This is a genomic window from Ketobacter sp. GenoA1 (assembly GCF_003671475.1).
In the GTDB taxonomy this organism is placed as follows: Bacteria; Pseudomonadota; Gammaproteobacteria; order Pseudomonadales; family Ketobacteraceae; genus Ketobacter.
The window spans coordinates 207326-221367 of record NZ_RCHM01000046.1 but is presented as its reverse complement, the minus strand read 5'-3'; the positions used below and the strand labels follow the sequence as shown (position 1 = coordinate 221367).

13 protein-coding genes are annotated in these 14042 nt (G+C 55.0%); 11 read left to right on the top strand and 2 right to left on the bottom strand.

The window, feature by feature from the left end; genetic code table 11:
- Positions 1-138: 138 nt before the first annotated feature.
- Positions 139-927, bottom strand: a complete 789-nt coding sequence (locus D9N13_RS23510; protein WP_290594504.1) for a YdhR family protein — start codon at positions 925-927, stop codon at positions 139-141.
- 137 nt (positions 928-1064) lie between these two features.
- Here D9N13_RS23510 and D9N13_RS23505 point away from each other — a divergent pair, with 137 nt between their 5' ends.
- Positions 1065-1667, top strand: coding sequence for a TetR/AcrR family transcriptional regulator (locus D9N13_RS23505; RefSeq protein ID WP_290594502.1), 603 nt, complete (start codon positions 1065-1067; stop codon positions 1665-1667).
- Positions 1668-1672: 5 nt separating this feature from the next.
- Here D9N13_RS23505 and D9N13_RS23500 read toward each other — a convergent pair whose 3' ends face one another.
- The gene (locus D9N13_RS23500; protein ID WP_290594500.1) at positions 1673-2578 is read right to left on the bottom strand and encodes a LysR family transcriptional regulator; all 906 of its coding nucleotides are present in this window, start codon (positions 2576-2578) and stop codon (positions 1673-1675) included.
- A 137-nt stretch (positions 2579-2715) separates the two neighbouring features.
- Between D9N13_RS23500 and D9N13_RS23495 the strand changes: the two genes are divergently transcribed.
- The 10 genes from D9N13_RS23495 to D9N13_RS23450 all read left to right on the top strand — a co-directional run bounded on the left by D9N13_RS23495 (position 2716) and on the right by D9N13_RS23450 (position 14000).
- Positions 2716-3342 (top strand): class I SAM-dependent methyltransferase, encoded by a 627-nt coding sequence (locus D9N13_RS23495; RefSeq protein ID WP_290594498.1) that lies wholly within the window; start codon positions 2716-2718, stop codon positions 3340-3342.
- Between the two features lie 89 nt (positions 3343-3431).
- The gene (locus D9N13_RS23490) at positions 3432-3806 is read left to right on the top strand and encodes a YkgJ family cysteine cluster protein (RefSeq protein WP_290594496.1); all 375 of its coding nucleotides are present in this window, start codon (positions 3432-3434) and stop codon (positions 3804-3806) included.
- A 71-nt stretch (positions 3807-3877) separates the two neighbouring features.
- Positions 3878-4993 carry a phosphoserine transaminase gene (locus tag D9N13_RS23485; RefSeq protein WP_290594494.1) on the top strand — a complete coding sequence of 372 codons (1116 nt, stop codon included), beginning with the start codon at positions 3878-3880 and terminating at the stop codon, positions 4991-4993.
- A gap of 31 nt (positions 4994-5024) precedes the next feature.
- Positions 5025-6209: a phosphoglycerate dehydrogenase gene (locus D9N13_RS23480; protein WP_290594492.1), complete on the top strand. Its 1185-nt coding sequence runs from the start codon at positions 5025-5027 to the stop codon at positions 6207-6209.
- 164 nt (positions 6210-6373) lie between these two features.
- Positions 6374-8164 (top strand): diguanylate cyclase, encoded by a 1791-nt coding sequence (locus tag D9N13_RS23475; protein WP_290594488.1) that lies wholly within the window; start codon positions 6374-6376, stop codon positions 8162-8164.
- A 77-nt stretch (positions 8165-8241) separates the two neighbouring features.
- The gene (locus D9N13_RS23470; protein WP_290594486.1) at positions 8242-8571 is read left to right on the top strand and encodes a hypothetical protein; all 330 of its coding nucleotides are present in this window, start codon (positions 8242-8244) and stop codon (positions 8569-8571) included.
- Between the two features lie 29 nt (positions 8572-8600).
- Positions 8601-9452 carry a hypothetical protein gene (locus D9N13_RS23465; RefSeq protein WP_290594484.1) on the top strand — a complete coding sequence of 284 codons (852 nt, stop codon included), beginning with the start codon at positions 8601-8603 and terminating at the stop codon, positions 9450-9452.
- 3 nt (positions 9453-9455) lie between these two features.
- A complete protein-coding gene (locus D9N13_RS23460) occupies positions 9456-10592 on the top strand; it encodes an adenylosuccinate synthetase (RefSeq protein ID WP_290594482.1) in 1137 nt (378 codons plus the stop codon).
- A gap of 116 nt (positions 10593-10708) precedes the next feature.
- Positions 10709-12151: a hypothetical protein gene (locus D9N13_RS23455; protein ID WP_290594480.1), complete on the top strand. Its 1443-nt coding sequence runs from the start codon at positions 10709-10711 to the stop codon at positions 12149-12151.
- 85 nt (positions 12152-12236) lie between these two features.
- On the top strand, positions 12237-14000 hold the full coding sequence (locus D9N13_RS23450; RefSeq protein ID WP_290594478.1) for a hypothetical protein: 1764 nt from the start codon (positions 12237-12239) through the stop codon (positions 13998-14000).
- Positions 14001-14042 lie beyond the last annotated feature (42 nt).

Below are 14042 nucleotides of genomic sequence, written 5' to 3'. Positions count from 1 at the left end.
AGAGTGTAGAAATAATCGCCTGCGCACTAATAGGAATATTGGGACAGGTTTACGCTTTTATGACCTGCGGCCCGCTCTCAGAGCAACTTTTAAAAGGCTAAGCAAGCCCCTGGGAGTGGGCCACAGCCCCCTGTCGGGTTAGTTATAAAACGGGGATTGCATGGCGCGACTGGCCTGCTCGGTGGCAGTGGCATCGAATACCCGTGTATAGAAGGCCGCGTTCAGGGACTTGGCCTCTTGAGGAAAGTACTCCACCGCAAACTTCTGTGCGTTCTCCACCGTGTCAAAGGCATAAAAGCCACCTGGCGTGCCCGTGTGCAGGCCGCTTAGCCAGGTTTTTGACAGCAAGCCGGGCTGCTTTTTCAGTTTGAGATTGATGTCACGCCAGGGGCCGTTATCAAACGGCGTGACGTTCAGCTGCACTTCGGTGTACACGTAGGCGCCGGGTTTGGTGGCCGGGGTGTTGCCGTAGTATACGGAATTCATATCGCGGCTGGCGGATTCGGTTACGCTGGCATCAAACACGCGGGTGGTTTGGGCCACACCGAACCCCTTGGCCTCGTTGGGGAAATAATCGGTAACGAATTGCTGCGCGTGTGCAACGGAATCAAAAGCATAGAATCCGCCGCCGGAGCCATTGCCCACACCGGAAAGCCAGGTTTTATTGAGAAACCCGGGCTGTTGTTTTATGTCCTGATTGATTCTTTGCCAGGGAATTTGATCAAACGGCGTCGAGATTTGTAACTCGGTATAGACGTAGGCCATTGGGTTGCCGGTTTGCTGGCCGGGGTTTGTCTCCGCGGCGGTGACGAGTGCATGAGCGCTGAGCAGAGGGATCAGGGCCAGAGCCGCGGCGCTTTTGCCGAGAAACGAACGTCGGCTTTTTGTGTGCTGGTTGGTTTGTGCTGGTTTCAGTGGCGTGTACATGGGAATCTCCTTTTGCCAATTAGATAACGATCACTATATAATGATCGTTATCGGAATATTTAAATAACGATCGTTATAAGTCAATCATTAAATAGCGATCGTTATATTAATTTTTTATGACAAGTCAGGTAACCGTTATGCGACGTAAAGGTGTCAACAAAGAAGAAACCCGCCGCAAGGTGCTGGATTCCGCCAGTAAAAGCTTCCGCAAGCACGGTTATGCCGGTATTGGTGTGGATTATCTGGCCAAGTCCGCCGGAGTCACTTCCGGGGCCATTTATTCCCACTTTGGATCCAAAGAAGGTGCCTTTGATGAGGTGCTGGCCGAGGGCCTGGAAGAAGTAATTACCAATCTGCCGCAGTTTCAACAGCAATACGGGGCCGACTGGGTGAAGGAGTTTGCCCATTACTACATGACTGAAGCCCATCGACAGGATCTGGAGTGCGGCTGTGCCATGGCATCGCTGACCCCTGAGGTGGTGCGCTTTGGTGATGAGGTGCACGGGGCCTATGAGCGTAAGATGCAGGTCATCGTCGATATTGCCGCCCGTGGTCTGGCGGGTGCCGTCGAGCAGGAGCGTCGCGCCCGCGCCTGGTCCATGTTGAGCGTTTTGATCGGTGGCATCACCGTATCGCGGGCCATGCAAAGCCGGCAGGCTGCCCGGGAAGTGGCCGCGGCCATTGCGGAGGCGGCCGTTAGAGCGGCGGGAAAAACCCGGGTAAAACCGTTGCCGGGTTAAAGCCTTTACGCCCCGTCTTCACCCAGCGTTTGCGCCAGAAAATCGAATACCGCCCGTACCCGTTTGTTCATGCGCAACTCGCGGTGGGATACCAGCCACATCTCCCCTTTATAGAATGCGCCGTGCCGGGCCAGCACCCTCTCCACCGCGGGCTCCTGATCCCCGATGGTCGTGGGCATGACACCGATGCCCAGGCCCTGTTTGGTCAACGCCCAATGCACCAGGTGGCTGTCGGGATTCACACAGAAATTCGCGTCTGTGATGTGCAGCCCGTGTTCTGCCAGGCTCTGGATATAGCCCCGGTTATCGCCCCCGTTGAAGCCAATAAACCGGGCCTGCGCCAGGGCTTGCAGTGTTAACGGTTGCGGCAGTGTGCCCAGGTAGTCCGGGGTGGCGTACAAGGCTGCAGTGATGTCCGATAGTTTGCGGGCAATCAGGTCCGGTTGAGTGGGGCGGTAGGAGCGGATGGCGATGTCCGCCTCGCGGCGTTTCAGGTCGCTGCTGTCATTGGATGCGATCAGCTCAATAACGATGCTGGGATGGTGCTGATTCAGCTTTTTGATCAGTGCGGGCAATACCATCATGGCCATCACCTCGGTGGCGGAAATGCACACCCGGCCGGCGATGGAGTTGGAGTGCCCGGAGGCGGCCAATGATAAATCCATGGCCGCCTCGCCCATGGCCCGCACGTGCTCCACCAGTTGCGCGCCACCGGGGGTGAGTTGCAGGCCCTGGCCGTTGCGCTCGAACAGGGCAATACCCAGCTCTTGCTCCAGGGCCGATACCTGCCGCCCGAGGGTGGGCTGGGACATACCCAAAGCCCGCGCCGCCGCCGACAGTGAACCTTCTTCCACGGTCACCAGAAAGGCGCGGGCGCGGTTCCAATCAAATCTAAGGGGGCGCCAGTCCATGGGAATTCCTTCAAATGTGGGGTAGCCAGCCAACAGTCTATACAAATGTGAATAGCTTAAATGCAGTTTTGGCAATATCAAGTGCAAAAATGCATGGCTAGAATGCGTATCAACCTAATCAGGAGGCAAGCGCCACCATGGATCATTCAACTGCTTATTGGGACCGTATTGCAGAACGCTACGCCCGCCAACCGATTGCCAACCAGGCGGAGTATGCCAAGAAACTGGAGGTGACCCAAGGTTATCTGACGCCGGATATGCGGGTGCTGGAGTTTGGTTGCGGTACCGGCTCCACGGCCCTGATTCATGCACCACTGGTGCGCGACTATACCGCCATCGATAACGCCCCGGGGATGATTGAGGTGGCCAAGCGGAAATTGTCGGAGGCAGGGCTTCCCCAGCTGCATTTTCAGGTGGCTGAGCTGAAAGAGTTTGCCGCTCAAGCAGGGCAATATGATGCGGTATTGGGGTTGAATGTACTGCATTTACTGGAAGATAAAGACCAGGCCATCGCCCAGGTGTACACCTTGCTTAAACCAGGGGGGGTGTTTGTCAGCAGTACCGCCTGTTTGCAGCAGGGGCTTAATGTCTATCGGCTTATTGCGCCGTTTACCCGCTTTTTTAAATTGCCCAGGGTATGCGTGTTCAGCCGCAAAGCGCTGGAATCCAGTCTGCAGCAGGCGGGATTCAGGATTGCGTATCGCTGGGTACCGAAGGGAAACCGGTTGGTGTATTTTGTGGTGGCCGTGAAGCCCGATGCTTAATGATATTTAACGTCAGCACGAATTTATTTTCATGTTCCCCAACAACAGCCGGCTATAAAATTTCGCTCCCTTCCATACTGGATCAGCGTATGTCTCAGGAGCCGGTTGACCCTGTTTCCCCCTGCCTTGGTTGCGGCGCCTGCTGCGGTTTTTTCCGTGTGTCATTTTATTGGGGAGAGGCGCGCAGCGTCGGAGGCTTGGTGCCCGACCATCTGACAACCAAAGTGAACAGTGTTTACAGCTGCATGCAGGGCACCGAAGGTGGCCATGGACGCTGTGTGGCCCTGCTGGGGGAGATTGGTACCCAGGTCCGTTGCAGTATTTATCAAAACCGCCCATCCCCCTGCCGGGAATTTGCCTGCCACAGCGTAACCATTGCCGGTAACCCGGATTGTAACCGGGCCCGGGCACATTATGGTCTGCCTGCACTGCAGTGCGCTGAATTTGAATCGCAAGCCTCTTAACCATTAGTGCCTCGCTGGCAGAGCTGGCATAATGCGGTGGGTTTCCATTGTCATCAGCCTCGAGGACCTTCATGCAACCGCAACATAAACCCCAGAATCCGAATTTCTCTTCCGGCCCCTGCGCCAAGCGCCCCGGCTATGCTGTATCCGCCCTGGATGTGTCCACCCTGGGCCGCTCCCACCGTTCAACTCTGGGTAAAGCCGCTCTGCAACGCTGCTGTGAAGAAACCGCTGAACTGCTGGGCCTGCCCGCCGGTTACCGCGTTGGTGTGGTGCCCGCCTCCGATACCGGCGCGGTCGAGATGGCCCTGTGGTCTTTACTGGGGCCGCGCCCGGTGGATGTGCTGCATTGGGAATCCTTTGGTTCCGGCTGGCATACAGATATCGTGAAGCAATTGAAGCTGGATGATGTGCGCTCGTTGCAAGCCGAATACGGTGAGCTGCCGCCCCTGGCCGATGTGAATTTTGACCACGATGTGGTGTTCACCTGGAACGGCACGACCTCCGGCGTGAAGGTTCCCGATGGCGATTGGATTGCGGAAGATCGGCAGGGGTTGACCATTTGTGATGCCACCTCCGCGGTATTCGCTATGGAACTGCCCTGGGAAAAACTGGATGTGGTGACCTACTCCTGGCAGAAAGTGCTGGGCGGTGAAGGCGCTCACGGAATGCTGATCCTGGGGCCACGGGCCGTGGCGCGTCTGGAAAGTTACACTCCTCCGTGGCCGTTACCAAAAATCTTCCGCATGACCAAAGGCGGTAAACTGATCGAAGGTATTTTCCGCGGCGAAACCATCAATACCCCCTCCATGTTGTGTGTTGCCGATTATCTGGATGCGCTGGACTGGGTGCGCAATATTGGTGGCGTGGCCGGGGCCATTGAGCGTTCCCAGGCCAATCTGGCGGTGTTGGAAAACTTTGTGGCGCAACATGACTGGATCGATTTTCTGGCGCAACAGCCTGAGGTGCGATCCAACACCAGCATCTGCCTCACCATGCAAATGGATGCCGGGCAAACCAAGCAATTCACCAAGTTGCTGGAAGCCGAAGGTGTGGCCTACGATATCGGTGCCTATCGGGATGCACCCGATGGCATTCGTATCTGGGGTGGCGCGACGGTGGAAACCACGGATCTGGAAGCATTGGTGCCCTGGCTGGAGTGGGCATATCAGCAGGTCACTGCATAAATAATAAATAGTAGATCAAAGGGAATGAATCGTGTTTAAAGTCAAAACTTTCAATCAGATTTCGGTTAAAGGGCTGGAGCGCTTTCCACGGGCGGACTATGAGGTAGGCAGCGACATCAGCCATCCGGATGGCATCCTGTTGCGCAGTCACAAACTGCATAATGAAGCGTTACCGGAAACAGTGCTGGGTGTGGCTCGCGCCGGTGCCGGCGTGAATAATATTCCACTGGAAGAGTACACTCAGCGCGGCATCGTGGTGTTCAACACCCCCGGCGCCAATGCCAATGCCGTGAAAGAGCTGGTACTGGCCGGCCTGCTGTTGGGTTCCCGTGGTGTGCTGAAGGGCATTGAATACGTGCAAAGCCTGACACACCTGAAAGACGCTGCCGAAATGAGCAAGCTACTGGAAGCGGAAAAGAAACGCTTTGCCGGAAAAGAATTGTACGGCAGCACACTGGGCGTGGTGGGGTTAGGTGCCATTGGTTCCATGGTGGCGGAGATGGCGTTGGCCCTGGGCATGAAAGTGGTGGGTTATGATCCGGCTCTGTCGGTGGAGGCAGCCTGGCGTTTGCCGAATCGGGTTGAACGCATGGAGAATCTGCACTCTCTGCTTTCCCGTGCCGATTACGTGACCCTGCATGTTCCCGCGCTGGAAGCTACCCGTGGCCTGATCAGTCATGACGCGTTGCAGGCCATCAAGCCCGGCGCGCGCCTGTTGAACTTTGCCCGTGACGCCATAGTGGATTCCGCTGCGGTGGTGGAAAGCCTTGAATCCGAGAATGGCTTGGGTATGTACATTTGCGATTTCCCCGAGCCGCAATTGCTGGAGCGGGACGACGTGATTGCCATGCCGCACATCGGCGCCAGTACCGCCGAGGCGGAAGAAAACTGCGCTGTGATGGCTGCTGATCAACTGATGGAATTTCTGCAGAACGGCAATATCAAGAATTCTGTTAACTTCCCGGCGGTGAATATGCCGCGGGCGGAAGGTTGCAGCCGCATTACCTTCAGCAACGATAATGTCTCCGGTGTGCTGGGTAACGTATTATCCATCTTCACGGAAAACAACGTGAATGTTGTGGATATGATGAACAAAAGCCGGGGCAACGTGGCCTATAACATCCTCGACGTTGAAGCACTCCCCAATGACACCATCATCGATCAGCTGCGCCAGGTAGAGCATGTGATTAACGTGCGGGTACTGGAGGCAGAATAAGGCTCAGGTGAGTGCTCTCTGTGCCGGCTTACCACCCAGTTGAATTGTAAGGCAATACCGTTTTCCCCGCGGGGTCTGAAATTACAGGCCCCAAATAGCATCTATACTGAATCAGTGCACCGGAATATAAGGAAAACTGTGTCGATGCTTAAAAGGATGATCGGTTGAGTCGTTGGTTTCTGTCTCTTGCCCTGCTGTACCTGATCGGTACCTCAAACGCCCTTGGCAGCGCCCTGGTAAGGGATGCCCCCAGGCAGCCTCTGCAGCAGGCTATTCAATACTATGAGGACACCTCAGCGTCCCTCACGCTGGAACAGGTTCTGCAGCAGACATTGCCGTGGCAAGCCAATGGCGAGCGGGTGTTGAACAAGGGCTATTCCAATTCCCGTTGGTGGTTGAAGCTGGAGCTGGATAACCCAACTTCCAAGACCCAGCAACGCTACATCGAGATCAGTTACGCACCTCTGGATTACGTTAACGTTTATGTGATGGATGGCGGCAATCTGCTTGCGGAATTTCACATGGGGGATCGGCGACTGTATCGGGAGCGGCCGCTGGATAGCCCCAATTTTGTATTTCCGGTTGAATGGCAACCAGAACAGAACCTGACACTTTATCTTGAGGTGCACAGCGAAGGCGCCATGCAGGTGCCCATGGTGATGTGGAAGCAGAAAGCCTACTTCGAACATCAGATGCGGCTGGAGACGGTGCAGGGGCTCTACTGGGGCGGTATGCTGATCATTGTGCTGTACAACGGGCTCCTGTTTATCTCGTTGCGCGACAGCACGTATTTCTGGTATGTGGGCAGTGTGTTGTTCATGGCGCTGATGTTTACGACGTTGAGTGGACAGGCCTACCGCTATTTGTGGCCCAATGCCATTCAATGGAATAACGTGGCCTTGCTGTTCATGATCTGTCTCGCGTGTATTTTTGCCGGCCAGTTCAGTAAAGAGTTCCTGCGCTTGAAAACCTTGATGCCGCGCATGAATAAACTGATGAGTGGCATCATGGGTTTGTGTGCTGCCATTGCGGCCGTGAGTTGGTGGGGGCCTTACCATATTCTGGTGCAAGTGGTGGTTGGGGTTACCATAGTGCTGGCCAGCATGGCGTTTGCCATTGGAGTGTATCAGGTTTACCTGGGGGATCGCAGTGCCCGCTGGTATCTGTTGGCCTGGTCGGTGTTCCTGCTGGGTGTAATCGTAATTACGCTGAATAAAACCAACTTGCTGCCGGCTAATTTTCTTACCAACAACGCGGCGCAGATCGGCTCCATACTGGAGGTGGTGCTGTTGTCGTTTGCGCTGGCTGATCGAATCAACCGGGAAAAGCTGTTGCGCTTTGCCGCCCAGCAGGCGCTGCTGCAGACCACTGAGAAAATGAAAGAGGATCTGGAAGAACGGGTGCAGGCCCGCACGCAGGATCTGGAGGCGTTGAATCTGCAACTGGAGCAATTAAGCCAGACCGACCAGCTTACCGGCCTGAAAAACCGCCGTTATCTGGAGCTTAAAATAGAAGAAGAATTCAACCGCTGTGCCCGCTACAACCACGTCATTTCGGTGCTGATGATCGATGTGGATCATTTTAAATCGGTGAATGATCAATATGGTCATGCGGGTGGGGATGAATGCCTCAGGACCATTGCCAGCCATTTGATCGGCGGCGTACGTCAGCCACCGGACGTGGCGGCGCGTTTTGGTGGTGAGGAGTTTTGCCTGTTGTTGCCGGAAACCGGCAGTAAAGGGGCCACGGTGGTGGCTGAGCGCATTCGGCAATCCATTCACGGCAGCGTCATCAGCAGTGACGAGGCCATGTTTTCGGTCAGTATCAGTGTTGGAGTCTACACGCAAACCGGTGGTGATTACAACGGCGAACAGGCGCTGAAAAACGCCGACGCAGCCTTGTACCAGGCCAAGGAGGCTGGCCGCAATCGGGTTGTGGTGTATGGGATAACCTGATTTTCCATTCGTTGTTTTTAACGCTTTTTTTATCTTTCCCTGTCTATATGGTGAATTCATTCCTCTGGAGACAGAATATGGAAGAAGGCGCCTTTCTGGAGTCGTTGAAACGTAACAATGCAAAAATTCGTGCGGATCGCGCAGTTGCCATTGCCGAAGATGCCGAGGTGATGTTCAAGCGGGAAATCGAGGACATAGCGATTTCCATCAAGCGTTTGCGCCGTGAGCAGGAAAACATGCTGGATTTGAGTCCAACGGACGCCACCAGTCTGGTATTGGCCTCTGATTTTGATGCCAAAGACTTCGTAACCAAAGAAATTGAACTGGGGGTCAAAATACGCAATCTGGAAATAAAACGAGAAATCGCCCAGAAGCGTTATGACTATCTGTTTACCCAGTCCAACTAATCTGTAAACCTCTGTTAAGGAAAACAATCATGGGATCAGGAACCTATTCCAACGAAGCGTATGCAGCCTTGCGTGCCCGTCAGGGCTATGCAACAAAATCCCGTCAGGAAATCTTTCAGGCTCGGGAAATCGATCCGGAAATGGATCCCCGTTCAATCAGCATGCGTGAGTCACGGGATTCGGCTGAACATCCGGAATCACTGTCAATTGTTGTAGCGCTGGATGTTACCGGCAGCATGGGCTTTGTTCCGGAGGATCTGGTGAAGAATACCTTGCCGGATCTGATGGGCTCATTGATGGAGGCGGGCATTGCCCACCCGCAGGTTCTATTCCTGGGTATCGGGGACCATGTTTATGATAATGCGCCATTGCAGGTGGGCCAGTTCGAATCATCAGCTGAGCTTTTGGATCGTTGGCTGACAAAAGTCTACCTTGAACAAGGTGGAGGTGGTAATGGTGGTGAAAGCTATCATTTGGCCTGGCTGTTTGCTGCCCGACATACAGTGATCGATTGTTGGGAAAAGCGACAGCAGAAAGGGTTCCTGTTTACCATTGGCGATGAGCCTTGTTTGGAAACGATTCCGGCTGAGATTATCTCGCGCCTGACTCCAGCCACGGGCTCAGTCACGGTCAGTGCTCAGGAAATACTTCATGAAGCGCAACAGCGTTACCACGTACATCATATGCACATCTTGCATACTGCCTACGCTGCAACTGCGGAGCGGCAAGGTAATTGGCGTGATCTTCTGGGCCAGCAATTTATTCAGGTGGATGATTACAAACAGTTGGCCAGTCGTATCGCCAATATCGTCATTGATCGCCATCAACCAACTTCTGATACTCGATGGGAAGACAGGATTGAAGTGGAGGATATGCTGTAGCCCATGAAGGTAAATATTGTCGTAGATCTGGGGTTTGGTGATTCCGGTAAAGGTCTCTGTGTTGACTATCTGGTGTCGCGCAACCGGGTGGATTCCCTGGTGGTTCGTTTCTCAGGTGGGCATCAGGTTGGGCACACCGTACAGGTCGGTGAGCGGTGTCACACGTTCAGTAACTTTGGTGCCGGTACGTTACGTGGCGCTCCAACCTATTATAGTGAGTTTTGCACTCTGTTTCCGCCTGCAATGCTGGCGGAGGCAGCTCACCTTCAACACCTTGCTCCGCGAGTATTTGTCCATCCTCTGGTGGCAGTCACCACACCCTACGACGTAGCGTACAACCGGGTCACGGAGCGAGTAAAACAACATGGCTCCTGTGGTGTGGGCTTTGGTGCAACCTTAATGCGAGAGGCAGCCGGGGTGTGTCTGCATACCAAGGATCTAGCGTTTCACTGGATTATGGCGCATAAGCTGCGCGCCATTTCTGATTATTATAGGGATCTGCTCACTTCTGATGCCGCTATGCTGCAGGCGTTTGAGTCGGAGCTGGAGGGTATCGATGATGCCCAGTTCATTGATGTCTGCAGAGCCGCTTTTATGTTGATGACAGTTTCTCACTTGCGGGAATGTGCGGAGAAATTCCAAGCGCTTGTTTTTGAGGGCAGCCAGGGAATTATGTTGGATCAGACACATGGTCTGTTTCCCAATGTGACACCCAGTAATACTACAACGGCCAATGCTTTTCTGCTGCTGTCACGATTGGAACTGACCCTGACGGACCCGGTAGACATCTATTACCTGAGCCGTTGTTATCAAACTCGACACGGCAACGGCCCCATGAGCAAATCAACACCGGTTATCCTGATTAATAACCACAACGAAGCGAATAGGACCAATCCTTTTCAAGGCAGCCTGCGTTGCACAGAATTGGATGTGGAGCTATTGCAATACGCGATGTGTAGCGATTCTGTTTATCATCCGGATATGCCCTTGCACAAGAATTTCTTGCTGACTTGCCTTGACCAGAGACCTGATTTCAATTGGAAAACATTGTTGCCATTTATCGATCAAAACGGCTTTCAGAATACCTATGGCAGCTATGGACCAACCGCTGAGCATGTGGAACTGATGCATTCGCTTTAATCAGTTCAGCGCGCTGCCTGGCCGGAAAATCCTAGTTCGGTTCAGCCCCGGCTCGTATACTCAGCCAACACTTCATCCCATAACAAAAAATATTGCTGTATCAAGGAGGATGCACCATGAAGTTACTGGCAGGTTTGATTCCCCTCGTGCTGCTGTTGAGCGGCTGTGACAATAACGCTGACCTTAACAACGTACCATTGCAGTCTCCCCAGTGGTTGCTCACCGGTGAAGACAACCCTTATGTGTTTACCTCCACCTCCCTGGGCCTTAGCTATCTGCCCGGTGGTAATGCCGTTTACGCCTACCGCAGTTACGATGAGCAGCGCCAGCGCCGTATCGGGATCTGGAGCGTCGATCCACAGGGGCAGACGTTGCTTTCCACCACCTATGCCGATCCGGATTTGCCAGCCCCCGGCGCTGGCCCGGAGATGGCCATCAACACCAGCAAGCGATTGTTGGCGTTAGCCAATGACGAATTGTTGTTGATTGGATTCAACGGCAGTTTTTATCACCTGGACTCCAGTGGGGCACTGCTCAGTGAATATACCTGGCGCGATTTTGGCTATCAGCAACTGACCCTGGTGGCACACTCAAGTGAGCGGACGTGTTGGGTAGGGCGCAAAGATCAGAAGACTGTTTTGCTGTGCGCAACCGCCGACGGCAGTGTGGTATGGCAGGTGCCACAGACGCTGACGTTCAATAGCGCCGGCTATCCTGACCTGCGGGCCACCTTGCAGGATGATGGCACCCTGGTGACGGCGGTGCTTTCGGAGCAGGCGTTGGAGTTGGCCGCTTACGATGCAGCGGGTGCCAGTCTGTGGGGCAATACGGAGGCCTTACCGGCGCTGGAAAGCCGATCTTTGGCGGCCATGATCAGTGCCCAGGCGCAGGTGGTGGTTGGCCTGCGGGAGACAGCGCAGGACGGCGCAAAGTCCTTCAGCCTGTTGCAGTTTTCTACCAGCGGCCAATTACAGGCGAGCCTTGATCTGCCGGTGACAGAGCCGGATGGCAATGGCAGCGCGCTGCGGTTATTACCCTATGGTGAGGCCGGTTATCTGGTGTTGACCCAGCGCAAGCGCTCGGATGTTTTTTTCGGCAAAAACGTGGCAGACCTGCAACTGATCTCCTATAGCGGCGTATCTCAATGGCAACGGGAAATCAGCCTGGATCGCTTTGGTGCCGACTCCGGCCAACTGGCGAGTCTGCAAATTGAAGTAAACAACGGGGTGATCAGCGCATTACAGAACAAGCAGAGCGTGCTGGTTTATACCCCCGGTGTGATTCCTGTCGGGGTGGCCAGGATGGTGGACAATCTATTGCTTTCCCAGTGGGATGGTGATGGGCAATTGCTGCGGGAAAACGTGATCGGGCGCCTGCGCTACATGGTGGATTTCGAAGGCGGGGTTTATCAGGTGAATGAACATGGATTCTATCCCCTGAAGATGGATACCGATGGTACCACCTATTGGGTGGCCGGTTCTGAGACCAAGCCGGCCGCTGAGGGGCCTGCAGTTTTTGCCAGCCATCAGGCTTTCGGGGCATTTTTACTGGCACCGTGAAATGGATGCCGTGTATGCTTCCTTTGAAACCGGGGCGGTTACCCTGCAACCCGTAGTAATGTAGTCAGTTTCAAGGAACCAAGTGTTGACCAGGAAAGCCGTCTGTATCCGGCGGGTAATACAGAGCGTCGAAAATCGCGTATTTTTTATGGTACTGGCCGGTCTGGCGTTGTCGACGTTGTGGACCGGTTTGATGGCCGATGATTATTACCTGGCGATTCGGGTATTGGCGCCGTCGCTGCTGCCGGATATTCATGATGCTTCTCTGTTTGGCATGTTCTCGGTGTCCGATGGTCAAGCGGACACCAACCGTTATCTGGTTGAACAGGGGCTGATGCCCTGGTGGACCAGTTCTCAGTTCCATTTTCAAATGTGGCGGCCGCTGGCGGAACTCAGTCATTGGCTGGATTTCTCCCTTTGGCCCCAGCAACCGTTGTTAATGCACCTGCATCAACTGATCTGGGTGCTGTTGTTTTTTTGGGCGGCCTACCGCTTTCTTGTCAGCCTCAGTGGCGATACGCGGGTGGGTATGTTGGCGTTTGTGCTGTTTGCGGTTTCCGCCAACCACGGTCAGACCATTGCCTGGCTGGCCAGCCGTAATACCCTGATGGCCACGGCGCTGGGTGTGGCGGCGTTGCTGTTGCATGTTAAAAGCAGGCAGCCCGCCGGCTTCGCGACAGGGTATCGGGTGGGTGCTTTGCTGGCCTTTGCATTGGCATTATTGGCATCGGAATACGGGTTGAGCGCCGGAGCCTGGCTGTTTGCCTGGACCTTTACCCTGGATCGCGGAACGCTACTGCGCCGGGTGTTGCGCCTGGCCCCTTATGGTTTGGTGATGATGCTGTGGGCCAGTGTCTATGTCTATTGGAACCATGGGGTGGCGGCGTCGGAATACTACAGCGATCCGGTGCGGGCGCCGGGTCAGTATGGGGTGGCGTTGCTGGAGGCGGTACCGACCATTGTCTTCAACAGCATCCTGCATGTGCCCGCCGGCCTGCTGGGGTCGGCCAAACTGGGCCAACCGGGTTGGTGGGTGGCGTTGGCCTGTTGTGGAGGGTTTTTGTACCTGCTGTGGGATTCCCTGCAACGGCCGGCGCAGCGTTTTTTGTTGCTGGGCAGTGCCCTGTGCATGCTGCCGATTGCCGCCGGGCCCGGTGGCCCGCGCACGTTGGCGTTCGTCAGTTTGGGCATGACGCCATTGGTGGCGGGTCTGATTTTGCAGTGGGTCGGCACGTCGATGGGTCAGCGTGGCCAGCGGCCTATGGCCGGTATTCTGTTGTGGCCGGTGCTGATCTTCACCTTACTGAGCCTGGCGACCCTGCCCACGGTCAGTGTGCTGTATCGCCAGCATGACCGGGACAACGTGGCGCAACCGGCCCGGCAGCTGCCCGTCACTGCGGCGGATACTGAACGTGCGGTGGTGCTGATTAATCCCAATTCCGTGTTTTATGCCATCTTCTATCCCCTGGCCCGTGCCTATCAGGGGCTGCCGAACCCACGGGCATTTTACCCGTTGGCCAGTGGTGACCGGCTGATGAGCTTGCAGCGTGACGGGGAGAACTCTTTCCTGTTGAGCCCTGAGGGGGGATTCCTGCTGGAACCGGCAGCCTACTTTATGCGCAGCCGGGAGGAGGCCTTTACGGTGGGGCAAACTTTTGAATTCGACGGCATGACAGTGGCGATTCTGTCGCTGCTGGAAGACGGCCGCCCGGCAACGGCGCGCTTTGTCTTTGACCTGCCGCTTGAATCCGGGCAAATCCGGTTACTGCACTGCGCAGACCACCGGTTTTTGCCATTGCAGGTGCCGCCGGTGGGAGTAACCATTCAACTGGCCCCCTGTGGTGAGTAGAGTCAATCATAAGAAGGGCGGCCTGGTGCGTGCCTAAATCGG

Excerpts from the sequence above, each read along its gene's own strand:
- D9N13_RS23490 (WP_290594496.1), top strand. The coding sequence starts at position 3,432 with ATGTCTCAGGAGCCGGTTGACCCTGTTTCCCCCTGCCTTGGTTGCGGC.
- D9N13_RS23465 (WP_290594484.1), top strand. The coding sequence starts at position 8,601 with ATGGGATCAGGAACCTATTCCAACGAAGCGTATGCAGCCTTGCGTGCC.
- D9N13_RS23470 (WP_290594486.1), top strand. The coding sequence starts at position 8,242 with ATGGAAGAAGGCGCCTTTCTGGAGTCGTTGAAACGTAACAATGCAAAA.
- D9N13_RS23455 (WP_290594480.1), top strand. The coding sequence starts at position 10,709 with ATGAAGTTACTGGCAGGTTTGATTCCCCTCGTGCTGCTGTTGAGCGGC.
- D9N13_RS23485 (WP_290594494.1), top strand. The coding sequence starts at position 3,878 with ATGCAACCGCAACATAAACCCCAGAATCCGAATTTCTCTTCCGGCCCC.
- D9N13_RS23495 (WP_290594498.1), top strand. The coding sequence starts at position 2,716 with ATGGATCATTCAACTGCTTATTGGGACCGTATTGCAGAACGCTACGCC.
- D9N13_RS23460 (WP_290594482.1), top strand. The coding sequence starts at position 9,456 with ATGAAGGTAAATATTGTCGTAGATCTGGGGTTTGGTGATTCCGGTAAA.
- D9N13_RS23500 (WP_290594500.1), bottom strand. The coding sequence starts at position 2,578 with ATGGACTGGCGCCCCCTTAGATTTGATTGGAACCGCGCCCGCGCCTTT.
- D9N13_RS23505 (WP_290594502.1), top strand. The coding sequence starts at position 1,065 with ATGCGACGTAAAGGTGTCAACAAAGAAGAAACCCGCCGCAAGGTGCTG.
- D9N13_RS23510 (WP_290594504.1), bottom strand. The coding sequence starts at position 927 with ATGTACACGCCACTGAAACCAGCACAAACCAACCAGCACACAAAAAGC.